The organism is Planococcus lenghuensis, from assembly GCF_001999905.1.
Taxonomy (GTDB): domain Bacteria; phylum Bacillota; class Bacilli; order Bacillales_A; family Planococcaceae; genus Indiicoccus; species Indiicoccus lenghuensis.
Genome location: NZ_CP019640.1, coordinates 720,056 through 734,661, shown reverse-complemented (window position 1 = coordinate 734,661; position 14,606 = coordinate 720,056). Strand labels below are relative to the sequence as shown.

15 protein-coding genes are annotated in these 14,606 nt (G+C 50.0%); 3 read left to right on the top strand and 12 right to left on the bottom strand.

The features are described from left to right. Nucleotides 1-47: 47 nt before the first annotated feature. Entirely contained in the window at nt 48-245 is a 198-nt protein-coding gene (locus B0X71_RS03820) for a hypothetical protein (protein WP_077588201.1), read from the bottom strand. A gap of 436 nt (nt 246-681) precedes the next feature. Continuing rightward, complete coding sequence (locus B0X71_RS03810; RefSeq protein ID WP_077588199.1) at nt 682-1,035, bottom strand: hypothetical protein; 354 nt, start codon at nt 1,033-1,035, stop codon at nt 682-684. Between the two features lie 134 nt (nt 1,036-1,169). On the opposite strand from B0X71_RS03810, the gene B0X71_RS03805 reads away from it, so the two are divergent. Then, complete coding sequence (locus B0X71_RS03805; RefSeq protein WP_077588198.1) at nt 1,170-2,081, top strand: DMT family transporter; 912 nt, start codon at nt 1,170-1,172, stop codon at nt 2,079-2,081. 60 nt (nt 2,082-2,141) lie between these two features. Here B0X71_RS03805 and B0X71_RS03800 read toward each other — a convergent pair whose 3' ends face one another. The 7 genes from B0X71_RS03800 to B0X71_RS03765 all read right to left on the bottom strand — a co-directional run bounded on the left by B0X71_RS03800 (nt 2,142) and on the right by B0X71_RS03765 (nt 10,182). Beyond that, a complete protein-coding gene (locus tag B0X71_RS03800) occupies nt 2,142-3,332 on the bottom strand; it encodes an aminotransferase-like domain-containing protein (protein WP_077588197.1) in 1,191 nt (396 codons plus the stop codon). Nucleotides 3,333-3,383: 51 nt separating this feature from the next. Further along, entirely contained in the window at nt 3,384-3,815 is a 432-nt protein-coding gene (locus B0X71_RS03795; protein WP_077588196.1) for a VOC family protein, read from the bottom strand. A gap of 94 nt (nt 3,816-3,909) precedes the next feature. Continuing rightward, the gene (locus B0X71_RS03790; RefSeq protein WP_077588195.1) at nt 3,910-5,643 is read right to left on the bottom strand and encodes a DNA/RNA non-specific endonuclease; all 1,734 of its coding nucleotides are present in this window, start codon (nt 5,641-5,643) and stop codon (nt 3,910-3,912) included. Nucleotides 5,644-6,182: 539 nt separating this feature from the next. Beyond that, nucleotides 6,183-6,758: an ATP-dependent Clp endopeptidase proteolytic subunit ClpP gene (gene clpP / locus B0X71_RS03780; protein WP_077588193.1), complete on the bottom strand. Its 576-nt coding sequence runs from the start codon at nt 6,756-6,758 to the stop codon at nt 6,183-6,185. A gap of 23 nt (nt 6,759-6,781) precedes the next feature. Continuing rightward, on the bottom strand, nt 6,782-7,501 hold the full coding sequence (locus B0X71_RS03775) for a sigma-70 family RNA polymerase sigma factor (RefSeq protein WP_198038682.1): 720 nt from the start codon (nt 7,499-7,501) through the stop codon (nt 6,782-6,784). A gap of 105 nt (nt 7,502-7,606) precedes the next feature. After that, a complete protein-coding gene (locus B0X71_RS03770) occupies nt 7,607-8,662 on the bottom strand; it encodes a glycosyltransferase (protein ID WP_198038681.1) in 1,056 nt (351 codons plus the stop codon). A gap of 230 nt (nt 8,663-8,892) precedes the next feature. Next, nucleotides 8,893-10,182, bottom strand: coding sequence for a M48 family metallopeptidase (locus B0X71_RS03765; RefSeq protein ID WP_232336779.1), 1,290 nt, complete (start codon nt 10,180-10,182; stop codon nt 8,893-8,895). 235 nt (nt 10,183-10,417) lie between these two features. Here B0X71_RS03765 and B0X71_RS03760 point away from each other — a divergent pair, with 235 nt between their 5' ends. After that, nucleotides 10,418-11,299 carry an aldo/keto reductase gene (locus tag B0X71_RS03760; protein WP_269750096.1) on the top strand — a complete coding sequence of 294 codons (882 nt, stop codon included), beginning with the start codon at nt 10,418-10,420 and terminating at the stop codon, nt 11,297-11,299. Between the two features lie 36 nt (nt 11,300-11,335). Next, complete coding sequence (locus B0X71_RS03755; protein ID WP_077588189.1) at nt 11,336-12,154, top strand: aldo/keto reductase; 819 nt, start codon at nt 11,336-11,338, stop codon at nt 12,152-12,154. Nucleotides 12,155-12,300: 146 nt separating this feature from the next. On the opposite strand, the gene B0X71_RS03750 is transcribed toward B0X71_RS03755, so the two are convergent. From B0X71_RS03750 to B0X71_RS03740, 3 genes are all read right to left on the bottom strand, one after another. Continuing rightward, on the bottom strand, nt 12,301-12,741 hold the full coding sequence (locus B0X71_RS03750; RefSeq protein ID WP_156889790.1) for a GNAT family N-acetyltransferase: 441 nt from the start codon (nt 12,739-12,741) through the stop codon (nt 12,301-12,303). Between the two features lie 203 nt (nt 12,742-12,944). After that, nucleotides 12,945-13,724 carry a TerC family protein gene (locus B0X71_RS03745; RefSeq protein WP_077588187.1) on the bottom strand — a complete coding sequence of 260 codons (780 nt, stop codon included), beginning with the start codon at nt 13,722-13,724 and terminating at the stop codon, nt 12,945-12,947. Nucleotides 13,725-14,109: 385 nt separating this feature from the next. Beyond that, nucleotides 14,110-14,589, bottom strand: coding sequence for a DUF2975 domain-containing protein (locus tag B0X71_RS03740; RefSeq protein ID WP_077588186.1), 480 nt, complete (start codon nt 14,587-14,589; stop codon nt 14,110-14,112). Nucleotides 14,590-14,606: the final 17 nt, after the last annotated feature.

Here is a 14,606-nt window from a genome sequence, read left to right as displayed (position 1 = left end):
TGGATCCGTTCCAGTGATGGCTCGCTCTATGTTCCAAGAATCAGCAGCTAGTCGCTCCACTCTTCCAGCCGGTTCAGTGGCGTAATTCCGATGAATCCATGTTCGATTTTCAGTGGATCAGAAGCGGTCATGCTGTTCAATCGCGTAACAGCCAAGGTTGTTGCATCGCGAATACTGGGGGCTTTAATCCGTGCCGAGCAGTGTTTGTTGACACCTTTGCAATAGAACAGGATGTAATCATGCATTATGTAATCCTCTCCTTCTCGGAAGTAATTAGCCAAGGGCATCCGTATCCATTGAAGCGTTGTCATTTATCCAATTGGAGCCGGAACTTTCCCTTTATCCAAATATTCTACCTCTTTCTGTAAACTCCTTCTATGTCCTTTACTTTTTTTCAATAAATGAAACTTACATCCTTCCCCCAGAGCGAATTCAGCAGCACCATATACAGCAGGAAAACTCCTGATACAGCGATGAATATAGCCGGGAGCCATTTACGCTTCTCTAATCGTCTGAAGGCAAGGACAAAAATGGCGAGCGCAAGAAATGAAATGGTGTAAAACGGCAGAAAGAATCGGAGATCCGTCAACGGTCCCAAAAACAGACCCAGTAAGGCGGATTGAAGCAGAAAAGCCGCCTCTCCCATTCGGAAGGCGGCTTTTGGTATCTACAGCCTTAGTCCTATTCCGCTGTGTACTTGAGCCATTCGTCCACCGGGCCGGTATCATCGACGATAAACAAACTGCCGTCTGCTTCATACGAGAGAATCTCTGCACCGATCAGCGTGTTATCTTCTTCGTCCGTCACTTCACCTGTTTCCACAAGCTGTTCCTGATCGATGTCTTCAACCGGCACAATACGGTCGAATACATACTCTTCGCCATCATAGGTAATCGAACTCTGTGCCAGATCCGTTTCCACCGTGCGCTCGGCTGGCTCTTCCGTATCTGGTATTTCAGGATCCTCCGCACAGCCTGCCGCTAAGAGAGCGAGAGAAACGGCCGGTACCAGTTTCGCTGCCTTCCATCTATTCATGCTGGTTTCCACTCCTTTCTGCGCTTGATGATTCCTCCGATGATGGGAGTTTCAACGAAATGCACTCCCCTTACAGACTTTTTACCCGTTACGGCGTATAATAAAAGCTGTTTGTTTTTATTGGAGGCGATACCTTGAATGCAAAAGCTTTTTCACTCGCATTATTTTCTGTCCTGATTTGGGGCTCCTCCTTTGCGGCCATCCGCGTCAGCCTGCAGGGCGGTTATGATTCCGGTCATAATGTGCTTGTGCGGTTTCTCGTAGCTTCGGCGTTATTTTTCATTTATGCGGTGTGGCCGGGCACGAAATTCCGGCTGCCGCGGCCTGATGATGTGCTGCGAATTCTCATCCTCGGGTTTATCGGCATCAGCGTCTACCATATTTTCGTGACGTTCGGAATGGAGACCATCTCCGCAGGCACAGCCGGCATGCTCGTCGGCTCCGGGCCGATTTTCACGGCATTCATTGCCTCCGTCATCTTAAAGGAGCGGTTGACAAAACTTGGCTGGCTCGGCATGGCGATCGGATTTGTCGGCATTACATTCATTGCTCTCGGTGCAGAAGGAGCTTCTCTCACGTTGACCGGCGGCGCATTTCTGGTATTAATGGCAGCTTGTGCGGCATCGATTTTTTTCGTATTCCAAAAGCCGCTGCTCACCCGCTACACGGCGATTGAGCTGACTGCCTACTTTACGTGGGCCGGCACCTTGCCGTTCCTCATCTTTTCACCAGGACTTATCGATGCGCTGCAGCAGGCAACCATTGAAGCGCATCTTGCCACAGTATATGTCGGCATCTTCCCAGCGGCGATTGCCTATGTAACGTGGGCGACCGCCCTCTCTACTGCGAGTGCGAGTTCCGTATCAAGTCTGATTTATTTGGAACCGGCAGTCGCCATTATTGTCGCCTGGCTGTGGCTGCATGAACTGCCGACCGGCTTGTCAATGCTTGGCGGCGTCATCGCAATCGGCGGCGTGGTGATTGTCAACGCCATGGGGCGGAAGCGCCGGCAGGTTTCCCGGAAAACGAAAGAAGTTACTGCCTAAGAGAATACAGAAAAGCCGAACTTGGAAATTTTCCAGGTCCGGCTTTTTTTATATGCATATTTACTTTAGTTCGCTGACTACCTTCCCCAATAGCCGGATCCCCTCTTCAATCTCTGTTTCATTCACATAACTGAACGACAGCCGCAGGAATTCCCTGCCTTCCCTCTCGTCTAAGAAGAAATACTTGCCCGGGACATAGGATACACCGGCATCAAGTGCTGTTTGCAGCAACGCCGCCGCATCAATGCCCGGCACATGGACCCAAACGAAGTACCCGCCGTCCGGGGTGTACCAGGAAGCAGATTCAGGAAAATGTTTTTTTAATGCCGCTGTCATTGCTTCACTTTTTTCCTTATAGGCGCCAGACAACCGATCGACACGATCAGCGAAATTTGTTTTCTCGAGGAATGCCGCCATGGTGGCTTCGCCGAATGGATGCCCTAAGTCTTTCTTAAACCACGATAGTAACGTGATAAGTTCTTCTGCTCCTGCCACCCAGCCGATCCGCATTCCGGGTGCGACGACTTTCGATAAGGAACCCACATAGATTACCCGGTTATCCGCGTCCATTGCTTTCAAGGGTACCGGCCGCTCTTCGAAAGCAAGCTCGCCGTAGGCATCGTCTTCGATAATTAAAAAATCGAAATCCCCCGCAAGCCGTAATAAGTGCTTGCGCCGGTCCAATGACATGACAGTGCCGGTCGGATTCTGGAAGGACGGAATGGTGTATAGAACGCGCGGCAACGCCTGGCCTGCCCGCTGCCTGTCCAGCAAAACCTGTTCCAACCTGTCGGTATCCAGCCCGTTTTCATCGATCGGAATGGACAGGTACTGCTCCGTATAGTTCTGGAAAATCTCCAAGGCTTCCATATACGTCGGCGACTCGATCACCACGAGCGCCTCTTCATCCAAGAGGATGCGGGCGATAAGGTCGATCGCCTGACAGGCTCCAGCCGTAACCAGAAGTTCATCCGCTGCGGTTTCCATGCCGCGCACGGCCATTCGCTTTCGTATGTACTGCTTCAGTTCCGGCGTCCGGGGACTGCCGATATATTGGAGCGGCGCGTCGCCTTCCTCGTCGAGAAGCCGGGCGACCGCTTCCTTCAATTCTTGAGAAGGTGTAAGTTCCGGTGCGGGGTAACCCGCACTCAGTTTGATGCAGCCGGGTGGAAGTTTCGGCAGCCACTGGCCGGGCGGGTCATGCTTGAATACCAATCGGATATCTTTTGATAACGGGAATTTTTCATTCACATCGGGCGTGCTCCTTTCTCTTGCTTGATTTCTTCAGAGAGGTGCTGTCACTCAAAATGAAAGCATCGCCCCTCGTTCGTCAAAGACGGAATCCGGGTTCCAGGCCACTTCCCACAAGTTGTTCTCCGGGTCTGCAAAATAAGCGGTCCGTCCACCCCAAAACGCATCACTTGGTTCCCTCAAGATGTTTCCCCGGGCGCGCCGGATGTCTTCAATCGCCTGATCCACTTCTTCAGGGCTGCCGACATTAATGGCAAAGGCAACGCCCCGGAAACTGGATGCATCAGGTGTGATCGCCACTTCTGCATCTTTCGCCAGTTCTTCAATCGGGAACAGGGAAAGGATGACGCCTGCTGTTTTAAATACCGCATACGTATCTGAACTGGATTCCGTCTCTTTCCATCCGAGCCGCTTGTAAAACGACCGAAGGACTGGCAGGTCGGATGCACCGATTGTAATGAGACTTACTCGCTGAGGTACCATATTTGATTCCTCCAACTATAATCCTTAATAGCTCTCTATTCGGCAGGCGACGGTTGAAGTCCTGCCTCAACCGCCGTTTCGGCTGTTCAATTAACTATAGACGTACATCTCCCGGATTTTCAATTAACATCGCACCTGCCGATTCCAGACCGTTCAGCGGATCATAAACGAAAAGGTCATCAAAATCCAGTCCGGTCAATTTGGTGATTTCGTTAACCGGCACCTGGTATGTCCGGAACTCGCCGTACGTAAATTCCAGATCATCCAGCAAATTTCTCTGCGTCTGCAGGTAAGCAGTGGCTGATAATGTGCCATCCTTTTTTACAATAACCGCCACTTTCCAAAATTCAGCCGGAATCCGGAACTCGCCCCGGTACAGCAGATCGTCTTCCCGGAACACCGGTCCCGTGAACACTGTCGCTTTCAGATCATGCACATCCGCATTGCGCAAAATATAGTCTTCCAGTTTCAGCCACGTCTTTTGGTTAAGATTTTTGTGTTGCGGCGCACAATTCGTAAAATGGAATGTGTGCGCATTCGCTTTGACCGCGTCAATTCCCCAATTCGGATCCTGCCGTCTCGTCAAATGCCCCCGGTCCAAGTCATTCCGTGCATACAATGCTGGCCCTGACTGATATTCTTCACTGAGGCGGGGATCGAAATACCATTTATCGTTGCCACGCTTTACATGCACGAGTTGATTGCCATCAATATTAACCGCTGTATAGAACGCAAGGCGCCTTGATTTGCTCATCATGATGGAGAAATGGGCATAATCCAATACGTCCTGGTCTTCTTTTGTCCGGGCGATGTCTTCCTCCATTTCCGCTGCAATTGTCGGCAATGGGACTTCATTCGTTTTCCCCAGGAACGCCGGATCGTATCCGGAAACATTCTCATACCAGCCGGCATCGAGCGTGCCGACTTCCAGCGGGGCCGCATCAGGAATAGCTGCTGCCGCCAGCAATTTTTCCAACAGCGGATGCGGGTCCACTTGATTCTGCAGGAAACGCAAAATGGAGCTGATCCGGATGCCTTCATTGGCAATCCATTCACCGGGAATTTCAGGGTCCGGCACGCCGGCGTGGTGCAGCGCGACGACCACCCATTGATCGTTGAACACCGGTGAACCCGAGGAACCGGGTTCCGTGTCACTTACGTAATGAATAAAATCAGGCGACAGAAACACCACTTCATTTTCCCGCAGCGTCACCACTTTCGGTCCGCCTTTCGGATGCTGGATGATCGATACATATTCCCCTTCGAGCACTTTTCCAGCCGGAGACAGCAATGGCAAATAGCCGAATTCCGCAAGTCTTACGCCATTTGATGCGGTATCCCGCGCGGCTACGATGGTGAAGTCGAGGTGTTCATCAGTGACGAACAGGCGATCCGGCTCCAATCGGAAACTGACGATTTCACGCGGCTGGAATTCCACGTCGTCTTCAAAATTGAACTCGGCCACTGCGTACAAGGCATCTGTCGGTGTTTCAAGCACATGATTATTCGTCATGATTAGGGATGGTGAAATCAAAAAGCCTGTCCCGTAGCCTTGAATCTCTCCTTTTCCATTCATCAGGACAATCCGGCACACCGCCCGGCTTGCAGCAACTCCTGCCTCCAAATAAGCGATCGGCAGAAAATCACTGTGGTCGATAATGCGCTCGGCCGCCAGCCGGTCGTATGCATTAATCACACTGCTGCGTACCTGCAGCTTTTCCAGTTTTTCCGCATCCAGCACTTCGCTTGTTTCCTGTTCTGCCTGCTCCTGTTCCCGGTACCGCATTAATGCCTGCTGTTCAATCCATCTCATTTTCGCTTCGTTCATCCCGTATTCCTCCTTTGAGTGCCAATTCAATTATCAGTTAATTCTATCATAACACAGAACAAGTGTTCTTTTTTATTAATTAAAAGATTTAAGAGCATTGCTTAACAAAGCAACGGAGTTTGAGGATAATTTTATGGTACTTATTCTACAAATCAGGATGAGTGGCGATTAAACACAAGTAAGTGCACGTTAAGATTGGCTGAGTGATCATTAAGATTGGCTGAGTGCGTTTTAAAATCGGTTGAGTGATCTTTAAGAACAGCTAGGTTCACTTTAAGATTTATGTCCCTCTCAGAATACATCTCCTCCAGAATGAGAAAGCAAACACTGAAAACAATCATAATTTTATAGAATTGATTGTACAAATCAGGATGAGTGACGATTAAACTCAAGTAAGTGCACTTTAAGATTGGCTGAGTGTGTTTTAAAATCGGTTGAGTGATCTTTAAGAACAGCTGAGTATATTTTAAGAATCCATGACAATCCTCACCCTCATAAAAAAATGCCATGAACATAAGGTTCATGGCAAAAGAGCTTCTTCAATTGATCACATCGTCAATAATCCCGTATTCCTTCGCTTCGTCCGCGCTCATAAAGAAATCCCGGTCGGTGTCTTTGGCCACCCGCTCGATCGGCTGGCCGGTGCGGTCGGAAATGATGTGGTTGATGTGTTCCCGGAGTTTCAGGATCCGCTTGGCGGAGATTTCGATTTCGGTCGCCTGGCCCTGCACGCCACCAAGCGGCTGATGGATCATGATTTCGCTGTTCGGCAAGGCATGCCGCTTTCCTTTGGTGCCGGCAAGGAGCAGCATGGCGCCGAATGATGCCGCCATTCCGGTGCAGATGGTCCGGACATCCGGCTTGATGTACTGCATGGTATCGAAGATGGCGAAGCCGGCGGTCGTGCTTCCGCCCGGTGAATTAATATAAACTGAAATGTCCTTATCAGGGTCATCCGCTTCCAAAAACAGCAATTGGGCGACGACGCTGTTTGCCACCACTTCATTGATTTCTTCACCGATCATGATGATCCGGTCTTTTAACAGCCGCGAATAAATATCGTAGGACCGTTCTCCTTGGGCTGATTGTTCGATGACATATGGAATAACGCTCATGGACTGTTCCTCCCCGCTTCAGATTAAGCCGCCAGATAGACGGTGGCTGAAGAGCGGCGGGCGTGATGAATGCCATGCACAGAGCAGACCGGCCCGGTGTCTTTCGCAAGCGACCGGATGGACGGAATCGCACCGATCAGGATGGTCGGATCCTGGGTCCGGAACGCTTCTTGGAGAATCCGCTCGATCTCCTGATGATCGGCCGTTTCCCAATATTGCTCGATCAATGGATTCACTGTATCTGTTTCTTCAGCAGCGAGCCGCTGCTTCGCCCGGTGGATCGCCGCCTTCACGGCAGGCTCGGAAGTGTTAAGCAGTTCCGCGATTTCAGACAGCTGAAAACGGAAGCCTTCTTTCAACGCGAACACCACCGCCTGTTTTGGCGTCAGCCGGTTCATCAGCTGCTGCACCGCTTCCAAGTGGTCATCGATGCGGGAAGTTTCCGGATGCGACTCACCCGGCATTTCTTCAAGCAGTTCCCGGCTGCGCTTCCGTACGGTATCGATCCAGACATTATGCGCAATTTTATTGAGCAAGGCGGCCGTCACTTGCGGCTGATACCGGTATTGCTGCCAGGCTTTTGCTAGTGTCTCCTGCGCAATGTCTTCCCAGTCGCTGGTATTCCGGGTCAAGAACCGGCAATAGCGCCGGAGTTTCGGATACAGTTCATGGAGCTGCGCTTCCAGGCGCTCAGCGGGCTGGTCGTGTTTTTCATCTCTTAACGTACGAAGTTCACTCTGCACATTCATCACTCCTTTCATCCGCTTCTTCCGCACTGCCCTTTAAACGGTTGAGCGGGAAGAAAAGATACGGGGGCCAAAACTTTTTTTCAGTTTACTGCGGATTCATCAGGATATCCACTTCTGCCCTTTCGGTTCCCGCCGTTTTTTCCAAAGGCCTTTTAATGAATAATACGTATACAACAGATCGACGGACTGCCATTCGATCATGACACCGACGAGCCGTTCATCAAAATTCCCGGTCCTGAAATAATCCAGGTTCCGGTGCACCCGCTCATCCCGCATGATTTCGGCGATTTGTTTCTTCTTCCGTTCGGCATCGAGCGGACTGGCCGGATGGAACAGGTTCCAGAACCCGGCAAGAATCCGGGCTGCGCAGAATTGTTCGAATAACTCCTTGTTCTTGCCGCTGTATGCATCGTTCCGTTTCAGAAATTCCCGGACGCTTCCCTGCAGCATCTTCATTGTATGGAATAAATTCGGTCGGTAGCTGCTCGTGATCGACCCGGCATTCGAATCAAGATAGTAATAGAGAGCATCCTCCACGGTATGAATTTGATCGCATCGTTCGATATACGCCAGATTGAACAGCAAGTCCTCGCCCCAATCCACAGCCGTATCGAATGTCAGGCCAGCCTGCTGAATGACTGACGCCTTGTAGAGTTTATTCCACGTGTAGTGGATGAAATTATGGGGATACAGCTCGCCGAAATGCTTCAGAAACTCCGCTTTTGTCAATTCACGGGCCGGAACTATGCAAAAACGCTTTGCCTGCCTCATTCCATCATCCTGTACCTGAAGTTTATAATAGCCGCATATCACAAGCTGCGAGCCATCCATCGCCTGCACGAGCCGCTCCGTCATGTCCGGATCGATGGTGTCATCCGAATCGACGAATTGGAGGTAATCCCCTGTTGCTGCGGCGATGCCGCAGTTTCTGGCGACGGAGGGACCGGCATTACGCTGATGAATCACCCGGACACGATGATCTTTTTTTGCATAGACCTCACATAATTCCCCGCTTCCATCCGATGATCCATCATTGACTAAAATCAACTCCACGTTTTGATAGGACTGAGCTAAAATACTCTCAATGCATAGCGGCAAATAATGCGCTGCATTGTAGACCGGCACAATAATGCTGACTAGCTTCCCGGCACTCATGATCTCCCTCCTGACTTCTTTCTCCTCATTTGAATAGAAATTAATTGCTGTATACTGTCCTGCAAAGGAAAACATGCCATAAGGCAATAGTGCTGAGTAATTTATCAAAAGCATCAAATTTTTGTGGATGCTCAATTATTAATACTATGCCCGGGATCAAGACTTTTCATGCCCTCTTCTAATGAAAAAACTGCAGCTGACCGGTGTCAGCTGCAGTTCATTTAGTGCTATTAATTCGCTTTCAGCATTTCTTCGAATTCCTCAGCGGATGCTGCGCCCACATACTCCATCGGCGTCATGCCGTCTGCATCCATCAAGTGGGGGTCAGCTCCGTTTTCCACCAGCAATCGTGCAGAGGCATAGTCTTCGTACATGACCGCAATCATCAACGCACTTGAATAATCGTCTGATGTGTTGACGTCCGCTCCCGCATCGATCAGCAATTGGATCACATCCGGATTTCCGGAATAAACAGCATACATGAGGGCATCAGAACCTTCCGAGTCAACTGCATAAAGGTCTTCCCCGTCTGCGAGCGCCTGTTCCACGCCGATCGGGTCGCCGTCCATTGCAGCAGTCATCAATGCGGTCTCTCCTTCGATCACATAATCTTCCGACCAGCCTTCAGAAAATGCGTTCGGCAATAATTGGGAGTAAACCACACCGGCACCGGCGAACAGGCCGATACTGAAGAAATACACAATCGTTCCTGTGACGAACAGCGCAACCGCGCCAAGGGCGATTTTACTTTGATCGGGTTTATACAATCGCACGCCGCTGTCTACAAACTGCCCGATCGCCTGGATCCGTTTCGGCAGGTTCGGATGTGTCGACATGACTTCGCTGTACCAGACAATACCGTTCGACTCCGTCTGAATCTGCTCCAGGTACGCGTCTTCATTCACTTCGCGATACATTTTCTTGCCGATGCCCAAAAGTGTCAGCGCCCGTTTCGCCGCTGCCGGATTCTGAATCACATAAGCGGCATGCCGGTCACAGGTATACTCGCATGACCGGCTGTACGCCTGACTTAAAAACGGAACGAATGCCGCGGGCAGCAAGAGAAGATTCTTCCAAACATGGCGGCGTTTTATGTGAGCCAGTTCATGAGCGAGGATAAAGTCCAGTTCTTCCTGCCCTTCTTCCCGGGCCAGTTCGAACACTTCTGAATACAAAACCACCATATCACGCCCGAAAAAGCGGGTCGCAAATGCATTCAATGCCCCTTCAGACTGGATCACGAACACATCCGGCACTTTTTTGATTCCCATTTCCTTCGATAGCGCCAGAACCCGGGCATACACATCCGGAAACTGACGCTCGTGAATCCGTATGCCGTTCCCCCGGATCGAACCCAACATCATCGCATTAACAAAAAGCAACAGAACAAACACACCGAGCGCAATGGCAATACCGAAAATGGACACTGCCGCTGCTACATAAATGAGGATGCTGACAATCAGGCTAAACACAAAATACACATTCTCCCGGCTGGACTGAATCGCTGAAGGGTTCATCATATCTTTCGTTTTTCTTCCTTTCGACTAACCTTATTTCCAATATAGTAGCACGGAAGGACTAAACTGGATACTTAAATTCAGGAATATTAGATCGGTCCCTGTGTCAGAAACGATTCAGATTGTTTCTGACACAGGGATACAAAAAAGCGGATGTAACAGCTTCCGTTTGACGAACCGGTTATGAAGGGAAAAGACAACCAAGCACGTACATATACCGAAGAAAGGAAGCGATCTTTTGGACACCTCAGAAATTCGTGAAGCACTTCAGGAACAGACCGTGACGATTCCATTCGGACCCCGTCTGCCCGCCATTGGACAGGGAACGTGGCATATCGGAGATCAGCCGGCGACCCGGGATCAGGAAATAAACGCCCTCCGTTCCGGATTGGATCTCGGCATGAAAATCATTGATACGGCAGAAATGTATGGCGAAGGAAAATCTGAAAAACTGGTGGGCGAAGCGATCAAAGGCAGACGCGATGAAGTCTATCTCGTCTCAAAAGTGTATCCGCATAACGCCGGGAAAGGCGATATCGAACGGGCGTGCGACCGCAGCCTGGAGCGGCTCGGGACGGATTACCTGGATTTGTATCTGCTGCATTGGCGCGGCCGCGTTCCGCTCGCCGAGACTGTGGCGGGCATGGAGAAATTGCGGGAAGCCGGCAAGATCAAACGATGGGGCGTGTCGAATTTCGACACGGAAGACATGGAGGAATTGATCCAAGTGCCGAACGGACGCAATTGCGCAGTCAACCAAGTACTGTATCATCTCGGCTCCCGGGGCATTGAATATGATCTGCTGCCGTGGCATCTGGACCAGGAAATTCCGATCATGGCATACAGTCCGCTTGCGCAGGGCGGTTCGCTTCGCCGGGAATTGACGACGAATAAAACAGTTACAGAAATTGCTGCGAAACATGAAGTAACCCCATTGCAGATCGCGCTCGCCTGGACGCTCCGCTCCGGACGGGTCATTTCGATTCCGAAAGCCGGCCAGGAACAGCACGTACGGGCAAATGCGGAAGCAGCCGCCATTCAATTATCCAAAGATGATCTGCAGCAGCTCGACGAGGCATTTCCGCCGCCGACCCGCAAGATGCCGCTGGACATTATTTAAATTGAATATGCATCTATAATGAGGAGGAACAGCTGCATGACAAAAGAAAACACATTCACACTGCATAACGATGTCGAAATTCCTGATATCGGGTTCGGTACTTGGCAAATCCCGAACGAAGAAGCATATGATGCTGTGACCGTTGCCTTGAAGAACGGCTATACCCATATCGATACAGCGCTCGTGTATCAAAACGAGGAGAATGTCGGGAAAGCGATCAAGGATTTCGATATCGCCCGGGAAGATGTATTCCTCACGAGCAAGCTGCCGGCGCATATGAAAGGTTACGATGAAACGCTGCGTACATTTGACGGCTCGCTTACGAATCTCGGGGTTGATTATCTGGATCTTTACTTGATCCATGCCCCGTGGCCGTGGGACGATATCGGCAAGGATTGCACAGAAGGCAACATCGCATCCTGGAAAGCGATGGAGAAGCTCTACAAGGACGGAGCGATCCGGTCGATCGGCGTTTCCAACTTTTCCGAAAGCGATATTCAGGCACTCCTCGATGCGTGTGACATCGTGCCGATGGTCAACCAGATTCCGTTTTACATCGGGCGCGACCAGAAAAACCTGCTTGAATTCTGCAAGCAGCACAATATTGTTGTGGAGGCGTATTCACCGCTTGCAACCGGCCAGATTCTAAACAGCCCGGAAATTCAGGATATGGCAACGAAATACGGGGTCACGCCGGCGCAGATCTGTATCCGCTATTGCTTGGAGCACGACACGCTGCCATTGCCGAAATCGACAAATGAAAGCCGCATCATTGAAAACAAGCAGCTTGATTTCACCCTTTCACCGGAAGACGTTCAAAAGCTCGATGCCATGCAGGATGTTCGGGCAAAATAAAGTTAAGTACTCCGAGTTTCAGTAAGAGGTCCTGCTCACCGTGGCAAAACGGGAAACTGCAATTTAAAACGGCCACCAATCCGAAAACGAATTGGTGGCCGTTTTTTTGCATCCTCGTTTGTAAAAACACTGCGAATAAACGCAGCTTAATTTAAAACCGTTTTAAATACATAGCTTACTTTGTCATAATCCATTCTATCTTCATAAAAACGATGTGCATCGGTTCTCTGTAATCCTGAAGACAGCGCGACACTTTCATAATTGTTTTCCTTTGCCCAACCATGGACATAGGCGAGCAGCTTTCCCCCATAACCATTAGAACGCTTATTTGCATCAGTCACCAAATCACAAACCCAGACAAATCTGCCATAATACAGCGTGATCATTGGCTTAAAGCCCGTTACCGCGACTATTTCCCCTTCCTCGATCAACGCAAATATTCTGTATCTGTCCTTCTCTTTCGCCTCTAACACCAAATCCAGGTATGTTTCTTGATCAAGGTGTTGACGCAGTTGTTGCATGACTGGATAGGCTCCCAGAATTTCATTTTGTGTATGCAATTCTTTAATCGTCAGGGCATCTTTCATAATCATTCTCCTTTGCAGGCATTTTGCCGTACCAGTCTGATATAGTATCTGTATCCGCTGAAATCGAGCGACAATAAATTCCTTTCGGAAACATGCAGGCGAGAGGGCACTACTTCCCGAAACAGATGGACTGGCCGCCAACTGCCGGTCTCTCTTGGACCTTTATTCGGTTTTATAGCGGGCCACTCAGGCATCCATTCTCGTTAGCAGGATTCAGTTTTCGCCTTCATATCCGATTCTTTTTTCTTTTTGATGCTAACCAAAACCCCGCTGACGACAATCCCGAGGAGCACTGCCCAGAATGTGAGTTTCCACGGAGCCGAATGGGCAAAGTCATACGGCAGAATTCCCAGGCTTTCATGAGAAAGCGTGAGCACCATCAGTTTCACGCCGACCCAGCCAACGATTACAAAAGCGGCGGTTTCCAGCTGCGGGTACACTTCCAGCAGCTTCACGAATTTATGCGCGGCGAACCGCATGATCAGGATACCCACCAGTCCTCCGGCCAGCATGACCGAGAACTGCCCGCCATTGATGCCGCCGACCTCGAAATTGCCCAGATGCGGCAATGTAACGGCAAGTGCGACTGCGGCCAGCATGGAATCGACTGCAAACGCAATATCCGCCAGCTCGATCTTCAGAACGGTCATCCAGAAACCGGACCCTTGTGTCGCTTCCGGTTCGACGGTATGCGCCTTCCCTTTCCGCCGGTCATAAATGTGCTTGAACGAAATGAACAGCAGATACGCTGCACCTAATGCCTGAATCTGCCAAACGTCCACGAGCAATGTAATCATGAACAGTGCGGCGAACCGGAATATGAAGGCACCGGCCAGTCCGTAAAACAACGCCTTTTTTTGCTGTTCCTTCGGCAAATGCTTTACCATGACGGCCAGCACCACCGCATTATCTGCCGCAAGCAGCCCCTCCAGCGCAATGAGCACCAGCAACACCCAGACGTACTCCAATAAAATCGCTTCCATCGCCATGCCTCCCAAAATTTGGTCAACATAAAAGACCTCTGCCTAAATAACAGGCAAAGGTCTCGCTAAGCAATTTTATCGCTATCACAACCGATGGCGCTAAGCCATGGACTGACGATTGTGAAATAGGTTTCCCTATAGCTACTCCCCTTCGACGGGTGTCGAGGTCGATTAAGTTGTAAGAATAGTATATCTCCTATCACGGATTCAGTAAAGCCCAAGTGAGCGTGGAATAAAAATATTTGATAGACCCTTTATTTTCTTCAGTATTGATCAAAATAAATCATCCCACCGAAATTGAATTTCGATTAAGGCAGCATGGAATTACTTTACGCATCCACCGGGAGTCCAATGCAGGCGCTCAGTCCTTCGCTGTTCTGTCACTTCAGACGGTTAAATCATTCTCGGACTTCAGTTCAATCGCGTTATGCAACAGCTTCTGAAGCGTTGCAGCAAAGACGGCAATCACGAGCGACGCGAAAATGACGACCATGCCGATCAGGATTCCGGGTGTATCATCCACTGCTGTGAGCAGGTAAAGGACCGGCAATTCCAGTATGAATAACCCGATGATGATGATGGCGCAGTACTTGATTGTCTTCAGTGATTTGACAGCCGCTTCCGAAAACGCCTGGTTTTTATCAATATAGTTGAGCAGTTTCAGCGTCTGAATCAGTGCGATGAAAAATGGAATCATCGCAAGATACATGCCGACCAATAATGGGTACTGCAGGTTCTCAAGTTCCGGAAGCGCCCAATACGGGGAGTTGGGATCGAATCTGGAAAAGCCATAAATACAGACGGCCAGCGCCGGGAGCCCGATCAGATAAATTACGAACTTCAAAAAGAACGTTTCCCGTTTCATGCTAAACACCTCGCTTC

Bases quoted from the DNA above. Each gene is read 5' to 3' on its own strand.
- B0X71_RS03820 (WP_077588201.1), bottom strand. From the start codon at position 245: ATGCATGATTACATCCTGTTCTATTGCAAAGGTGTCAACAAACACTGC.
- B0X71_RS03810 (WP_077588199.1), bottom strand. From the start codon at position 1,035: ATGAATAGATGGAAGGCAGCGAAACTGGTACCGGCCGTTTCTCTCGCT.
- B0X71_RS03795 (WP_077588196.1), bottom strand. From the start codon at position 3,815: ATGGTACCTCAGCGAGTAAGTCTCATTACAATCGGTGCATCCGACCTG.
- B0X71_RS03790 (WP_077588195.1), bottom strand. From the start codon at position 5,643: ATGAACGAAGCGAAAATGAGATGGATTGAACAGCAGGCATTAATGCGG.
- clpP (WP_077588193.1), bottom strand. From the start codon at position 6,758: ATGAGCGTTATTCCATATGTCATCGAACAATCAGCCCAAGGAGAACGG.
- B0X71_RS03770 (WP_198038681.1), bottom strand. From the start codon at position 8,662: ATGAGTGCCGGGAAGCTAGTCAGCATTATTGTGCCGGTCTACAATGCA.
- B0X71_RS03765 (WP_232336779.1), bottom strand. From the start codon at position 10,182: ATGATGAACCCTTCAGCGATTCAGTCCAGCCGGGAGAATGTGTATTTT.
- B0X71_RS03755 (WP_077588189.1), top strand. From the start codon at position 11,336: ATGACAAAAGAAAACACATTCACACTGCATAACGATGTCGAAATTCCT.
- B0X71_RS03750 (WP_156889790.1), bottom strand. From the start codon at position 12,741: ATGAAAGATGCCCTGACGATTAAAGAATTGCATACACAAAATGAAATT.
- B0X71_RS03745 (WP_077588187.1), bottom strand. From the start codon at position 13,724: ATGGAAGCGATTTTATTGGAGTACGTCTGGGTGTTGCTGGTGCTCATT.
- B0X71_RS03740 (WP_077588186.1), bottom strand. From the start codon at position 14,589: ATGAAACGGGAAACGTTCTTTTTGAAGTTCGTAATTTATCTGATCGGG.